This is a genomic window from Maribacter sp. (assembly GCF_049667165.1).
GTDB lineage: Bacteria > Bacteroidota > Bacteroidia > Flavobacteriales > Flavobacteriaceae > Maribacter_A.
The window spans coordinates 1-8,093 of record NZ_JBATHS010000394.1 but is presented as its reverse complement, the minus strand read 5'-3'; the positions used below and the strand labels follow the sequence as shown (position 1 = coordinate 8,093).

Here is an 8,093-nt window from a genome sequence, read left to right as displayed (position 1 = left end):
AGGCCAGAGGTCGTATTATCGTAATTAACCTCGGCTGCAGTTTGACTATCAGTACCGACAAAAGCAACTGGTGAACCATCACCATTGTCAAAACTATAGATACCACTGCCAAGATCGGTTAGACTGGATTTGTTTATCGTCTGTGGCGTACCATCCTCATTGGTATAGGTAATGGTACCATCATTATTGTCAACCAAGTTGGTCACCGTCTCTGCAGGTAAAATGATTACTGTTGAGGTTCCCGCCTCATCAATATAGCTAAGCTCGCGCGTGGCGGCATTAAAAGCCAAAGCGCCAACATTCATGGGAATATTGGTCAATAATCCAGCTTCATCCGTATAATCCAAAGAGTTGCCGTCGGCCCCCAATGCTAGATTACCTACATTAAGTGGTATCAGATTCGTATTGTTATCCTCATCAAGGTATTCCAGTGAATTACCGTTCAAGGTCAAGGTTGTCAATGATTCTGCAGGAAGGATCGCCGTGATAGGAGCCCCTCCATTCTCCAACGCCAAGGTAAGTCCACGGGTGGTAGGATCATAACTAAAATCCAAAACCTGTTGACTATCCGTAGAAGTCAGTTCCCAAGAATCCCCATCCCAAAAATAGATGGTACCCGTATTGGTATTCACATATATATCACCGGTATCCGCTCCTGCCGGGGTTACCATTCCTGGTGCTGTAACATCAGGTCCACTCAGAACCTCGCAATTACATTGATCTTCTAGGTTGACCGTAGTCTGCGAAAATGCAAATCCTGAGAACACAAGAAATATCAGAATTAAAATCTTTCTACTCATGACAACGTCTTTTCTATTTATGGTTTGGTGTTTCAAAATCATTTAGTTAGTTGGTTTCTTAAAATTGAATCGTCGATAGGCCATTCAACATCAAGATTTTTGAATGCTTTTCATATAAAATCGGATACGCTTGTAATTTGCTGTAAACTCTAATAATATTGATCAAGGCATTCATTCATTTGGGTTTGTTTGGTTTGATACATTTTTCACTATGAACCACATCATTCCAATTACACTTTACAAAATTAACGGTATACCATCCGTGGGAAAATATTTGTTGTGTAAGTGTCCTTTCCTATAGCCTAAGTGTTAAAAAATTGAGGTGTCCATCGATATATTTTATGATTTTTTGGATAATTCATTGGTCGATCAGGCTCATTATAGCAATACTTTCCACGTGTTTACAGGTAGGAAAAATCCTCAATAAAAATGGTTTGTCAATCAGAATTTTGTATTAATTTTTATTTACTCTATAGGTAATTCTTCTGTTCGTTATCACGGTATTTACCCGTACTGTTAATAAGGCCGTATTCGAGGTTTCAGAGGTACATATATACATGGTATTGGAGACTATAACCCTATACAGGTTACCATCGTCGAAAGTTGAAGCATTGGTTATGGTCAAAGTAGCTGAAGTGGTATTGCTATGTATACCAGAATCGGTCAGATCTACCCATATAGAACCATTGAATATTTGCCATTGATAGGTATCTGCATTTGATGCCATGACAGAAATCGTCGTATTACAACCGGGACAAACTTGGGTATCTAATGGCTGTGTTGATATCAATGGAGCTGCATCGGCTTCCATATGATCCGGAGTACTATTTGCGTCTATATCGGCTGGGATGGGATATGTAGCCGCAGTCACCCTACCATAACCATCCGTTGCCGGAGGATTGCCAGTACCAAAGTATTCATTATCCCCCCCGTCTGTATTAGCATCATTGTAGGCCTCATTCGCATCGCTACAGCCATCGTCATCACTATCGGTGTCTAGGTAATCAGGTGGGTCGGTTCCGTCTGAATTCAATATAGCATAGTTAATCGTGCCACTCTCGGGAACTGTTTCTACTGAATTGACCAATCCATTCAAACCGTACAGACCATTTACCACTCCATTGGTATGGGCTTGATCGTGTCCCGCTTCCACCGCATCAAAAATCCCATCATTATCGCTATCCAGGTCCAAATGATTGGCAACCCCATCTGAATCATTGTCAATACCATACGTTTCAGGGCTAACAAAATTTGTAATACAATTAAATTCAATACTATGTTGCCGACCTGTTGCTGAAGCTCCGGCCACTCTAGCCACGGCCCCGACACGTAACGACATTTCAGATTTAGAGTTGTAATTCACGCTTACATTTACTTCAGGATCTATATTGCTAGATCCCGAATGATCCACCATACCGGCAGTGGCTATTACCCATGACCCTTCATTGGTTATGGTTAATTCGGTTGGGTTTTCAATCGTATATGTCGAAGGATTATCCACCCAGTTTTCTTCTCCATATTGGGCACCTCCATCGATATCATTAAAATTCATAAAAAATTTGGGTATCACTACTGGTGTGGATCCCCCAGAATTAACAAATTGGATATTATATTCCACATAGGCTCGATCCCCGACGTTCGGAAGGTTAAATCCCGTCTGTGGTTTAAAATTAGGAGCATCTGACCCATTATTGTCAACATTATAAACTGTTGCATTGAAAACCTGTGAAATCGTGACCAGGGCATCTGTTCCAGTGGTTACATTTGCAATTCTATACACCGCACCTTGGGTTTTATCCACTCCTGATACCAAGGAAGCAGCTGAACTGAAGTCAAGATTCGTTTCTCCTCCACAAGCAGGCTGATTATAATTGGCAATAGTATCCAATTCGTCCGTATCGGGTATGCCATCGTTGTCATCATCCAAATCCGTATTATCGGGTACGGTATCATTGTCTGAATCTGCATAGATGGTAATATAGATGGTTGCTGTACTTTCTTCTGAAGTAAACGTACAACTGGCATTGTCACGCATGGTATAGTTGAACTGATCTCCTCCAGAAAATCCAGGATTAGGGGTATAGGTAACTGTTCCATCTCCATTCAATACTGCTGTACCGTTGGTCGCTGTGGTTATAGATACTACCTCCATAGGTTCACCTTCTGGATCAGAATCTGCCCCACCACCATTGTCAGCTAAAGGATCAAATGTAATTGGACTATCCTGCACCGTAGTGATATAATCATTAAACGCGGTGGGAGGTTGATTGGCCGAATCTGGGTATAAATCAATCAAATTTATACCTCCACTAAAATAATCGATAGGTCTTAATTGTTTTCGGACCACTACCCTACCTGATGACGTTCTTGGAAAGGCCACTTCTACCACTATTGGAACAAAGGGTCCACTGGGTAATCCGAAGTGGATACGACCTGGAGCTTGTGTACCATGCCCAAAACCTCCATTGACCTCCCTAGTACCTGAAATTACATTCCCATCGCAATCCAATATTTTTGCCGTTGCCCCCACACCAAATCGTTCTTCAGTACCAGTTAATCCAAGGGCATCACGGTCTTCCATGCCATCGATGTAGATGTGACTAAATCGTTGGAACCATCCCAGATTATTGATAAATAATCTGTTATTACCCGAACGATTGGTATAAAGATCTAAATCGCCGTCCTGGTCAATATCAATAAACGTACATCCTTCCCCACCGGAATTATTAAAGGTGAGACCCGAATCTACAAAAGACATGGCCCCTCCTCCATTATTTATTTGGTTTAGGAATAACTTATTGGTTCCACCTGCTAAAAAGATATCGATATCACCATCATTATCAACATCACCACATGCCAGGCCTTCAATTTGACCTGAAAAACTAATAGGGATACCTGTCGCAGCACCTAAAGGTGTCCACGTTCCATCCCCATTATTTCGGTGAATTTGATTATTCCCATTTTCTGTCCAGTATACATCAAAATCCCCATCGTTATCAAAATCATAAAATGCAACTGCTCCTTTGTTACTATTAAAAGCTTGGTCAATATCTACCCCATTTTGAAAAGTGCCGCCAACATTGGTAAACAAATCCACTTGATCTCTTTTACGCACCACAATGTCTACCCAACCATCATCATTAAAATCCGTAGCCGAGCCATAATCCCCATCAGTAGCATCTTGTACAAGACCAAGTGGCCAGGTAGTGGGATTTCCGACATTATAGGGAGGCGAGGGACTATCAGCCTTACGAGTGACGTGTGTAAAGAAACCATTTCCATCATTCTGAAGAATATCGATACCAAAATTGTGGTTGTCCACAAATAGATCCAGATCCCCGTCCCCGTCATAATCCAAAGCACCAGCACCCTCGGTGTTCATGCCATCGGTCATCGAAGTAAATCGTTGACTTGGTGCAGTACCTCCAGTTCCATTTCCAAACCGGTTGGTGGCGGGGTCTTGAAGATAAATTCGAAGGTCATTATATGCATTTCTGAAAATATCCGGATAGCCATCATTATTGAAATCAACAAACAATGCGGTACGTTCCAAACTACCACTGTTAAAGTTTGGAGCAAGTGAGCCAGTCACATCGGTAAAACTGCCACCATCGTTACGCATTAAACGACCGTTACCTTGTGTATTGATAACCAAGTCAAAATCACCATCAAGATCATAATCGGCCCATGCATGGCCTCCATCTTTGTTACCCCCAATGTTCAAATTATAACTATTTGTTACATCCTCGGAGAATGTAGTTTGGGAATATGACTTACCCAGACCAATAAATAAAATACTTATTAGCAGGTAAAAACCTGAGAGGATAAACTTAGAAAGAGAATTGCTCCCCATTAATGTACTTTTTATATTGAAATACTTAATAATTAAGTAAATACAGTTCTATGGAACTATAAATTTTGAAATTTTAAATTAGGGGATGAAATAAATGTTGTGAAGTACCATGTTATCATTATGAGTGACTAAAAACATGTAGTTTGTCGATAACCTATTTAACACCAATAAGTTATAACAAAGTATGAAAAATGGTATGAATTAATTTTTATTGACCCTATAAGTAATTCTTCTGTTCGTAATTACCGTATAGACCTTTAGAATACTAAATGGGGAAAACTCAGAAGTTGAATTGCCGAGGGTTGCTGTTGCCGTAATATATTCCCCTTTCATAACACCACTGGGTATTGGGATACTAAATTTGAACTTATTGGTAGTATCGGTATTCCCGTCCAAGTCCGTATAGGAAGAAGTCCCTGGGTCTAAATCGGCCCCACTCCCTTCTACAACCGTGCCTATGTAGGTCTGACCTTCACCATAATCGGTGACCATACCAAGTTGGTTATCCCCTAAAACAGCATTACCTTCATTGATATCGGTCAGAAAGAATTCAATAATCGCACCTGGTCGGGCCCAACCTTCTATAACAATAGCCGAACCTGTAATATTCGATTCGAAAATTATCGGGAAGTTCATTCCCCCATTAGGGCCATTATCAGAATCCCCGTTGTCATTCAATGTTACACCGTCCTGATCCAAATCGATGCCAAGTGCATCACTCACTGTACCATTCGCATAAAATGAATTTTGGGAGATTAAATTCCCTGAACTATTGTTTACTAGTTCCAGCCCTGCTCCTGCATTGGTATGGATAATATTTCCTGTGACTGAAGCATCGTCATCACCTAAAAGAATCCCAGCAAGACAACCACCACCCATAAATCCTGATGTGGTTATTGTATTTTCATCAATAGTTATCGGACTCGATATATTTTCAGCGTCTATGCCATATCCTCCCGAATTTTCTATTAGGTTGGTTTGCAATACAATGCCATCCCCATCACTAATTTCAATCGAAGGCTTGCAAGCATCATTTCCGTTATTTGTTATGTGGTTGTTGGTAATTATTGTAGATGTGCCACCATCTACCAAAATTGCAGCATCATCTGAACCACTTAAATAATTTCTGGCAATGGTTGCAGACCCATCGGTTATTTCAACACCATACTCCATATCCCCCGTATTTACCCCTAAGGCATTGACCCCTATTAAATTCTCTAAGACGTTTAATGATCCGTCATTGACTTGAATTGCTGTTTTATCGTCTAGAAATATGGCCAAATTCCGAATAGTGTTCAACGCTCCATCATTTCTGAATATTTCTTTGGAATCGCCCCGAACTTGAATTTCAGGTAAATTATAATTGGGCAGGCTTGTAGCCGTAACACCTACGGCAGACCCACCCGATCCAATGGTACCCGAATTTGTATCACCAGAATACGCTGTTTGGGTCCTACCATCTATTATAGTATTCGTACTGGTTAGTTCGGTTAGTTGCGCTCCATCTGTTACAAAAATATCAAAATAACCGCTAGCAAAGTTAGTATCCGTAGTTCTACCTTGGGCATCACCTGTTGGTGTAATCATAAATATCGAAGTATCCTCCCCAGCAGCTGGGTCGAAAATACCATTGGCTACAATATCCAATCCGGTTTCATCGAGTTCATTGGCATTTACAATAAATTGCTCCAAAGAGCCCTGACCATCTTCATTGGTATTCACTATGGTATTGAAGTTGAAACCGAAATCCAATCCTGCAACCCCTTCACTTAATATGGTCACAGAAGCGACACTTTGGGCCCCGGTCAAGGTGCCCGTGCCTGGATCTGTTGCAGCAGGGTTTGCACCACCAACCTCATTGGAAACCTCGGTCAGGGTACTTAATAAATAATCTTTTCGAAAGGTTTGAACTGGTAAACAGGTCGTACAACCTGATCCTCCGCCCCGCGATGATCTAACGGAATTATTTACCACCCTAACACTATAGCTGCCATTCGCCATTCCTGCAAAAACGTATCGGCCCGAAGGGCCTGTCGTTGAAGTTTGTCTTAAAACCCCCGAACTGTCGTATAATTCAACGGTTACTCCGGGTAATGCTACCCCAGAAGAACTTGCCAAGTTTCTTCCCAAACCACCTCCGTAGTTCACATCTTCGAAAACCGTACCCGTTATTAAATTTGAAGGCACTTTTAAGACTACAGCATTCAAAATCACAAAATCCTGACCTGATTGAATATTAGTGGTAACACTGGATTCACCAGGTTGGATAAATGGGGAAACGTCATAGGTATCTAAATCGATGCCATATGCAGCTGTATTATTTACTGTTGGAGTATCTGTATTATCATAAATCGTTGAATTGAAAGGATTGGCATTGAACAACGTGTTATCTCCATCTCCTGTCAATGGGAATGTCCCTAGGCCAGTGGTTACCGTTAAACCTTCGTTATTACTTAAAGTCTGATCACCTTCCCATGACAACGCAGTAGTTTTTGAACCTGTTGCCCCAATAGCAAAAAAGCCATCCAATGTATACGTTGATGAGGAATCACTCTCACCGTGAAAGCCTTGATACAGATTGATAGTCGATGCCGGTAAACTTAAATCGGTATAAAACACAATTAAGCTCCAACCCCCTAATACTGTAGCGGAGTTACAATACGTACTGGAAGTATCAATGGTCAAACCAGTAAAGTCGAAAACATTGGTGCTAGGATTAGGCACACTGGTGACTATACTTGTCACGTCACTCACTCCCCCATAAAATACCCTACCTCCCGACAGGGAAGTGGTATACATCAAATCCGCATCTACTGTTACTCCTTCAAAAATCACCTGCGAATCGGGTGTTGCCGACGAATGTGCCCAGTACAAATATGCTCTATCAATCGTTCCTCCTGCAGGTACTGCCGATGTCAGGGTATTTGAGCTGGATAGGGGGGAAACCAGGGCACAAGGATCACCCGTATTTGGCTGAGACCTCAATGTGTTACCCGTTGAGGTATACCCGATATACCCATCAAATTCTTCATACAACACCAATGGCGTATTGTTCAATATTACTTCATCATCATTTATGGTCCCGGTAGCCGTATCGGCAATGCTAACGGAAGGATTCGATACCCCTGTGAATTGTATCGAAAAATCCTCCGTTGTCTCATACAAGGTATCATCGGTTATGTTTACCGTAATTTGTTCGGTATCCCCAGCGATTCCATTAAAGGTCAATGTGCCACTAGCAATCGCGGTAAAGTCACTTCCACCCGTTGCCGTACCATTAACTGTTTGGTGGTTCACTGTGAACGATCCGCCCGTATTTGTGCCAATATGGGTAGCCGTGAACACCGCGGTACCATCATCTTCGTTTACAGTAACATCGCCTATGCTTATTGCTGGGCCAGTGGAATAAACGATTGTAAGCACCGGTGCCCGTGAGGAAC

General features: G+C 41.7%; 2 protein-coding genes and 1 pseudogene. All 3 read right to left on the bottom strand.

The window, feature by feature from the left end; genetic code table 11:
* Positions 1–800, bottom strand: a pseudogene (locus WBM98_RS17915) (hypothetical protein); the annotation flags it as partial.
* 454 nt (positions 801–1,254) lie between these two features.
* On the bottom strand, positions 1,255–4,653 hold the full coding sequence (locus tag WBM98_RS17910) for an FG-GAP-like repeat-containing protein (protein ID WP_424367387.1): 3,399 nt from the start codon (positions 4,651–4,653) through the stop codon (positions 1,255–1,257).
* A 201-nt stretch (positions 4,654–4,854) separates the two neighbouring features.
* The coding region (locus tag WBM98_RS17905; RefSeq protein WP_424367386.1) for a right-handed parallel beta-helix repeat-containing protein at positions 4,855–8,093 on the bottom strand (3,239 nt) is incomplete at its 5' end.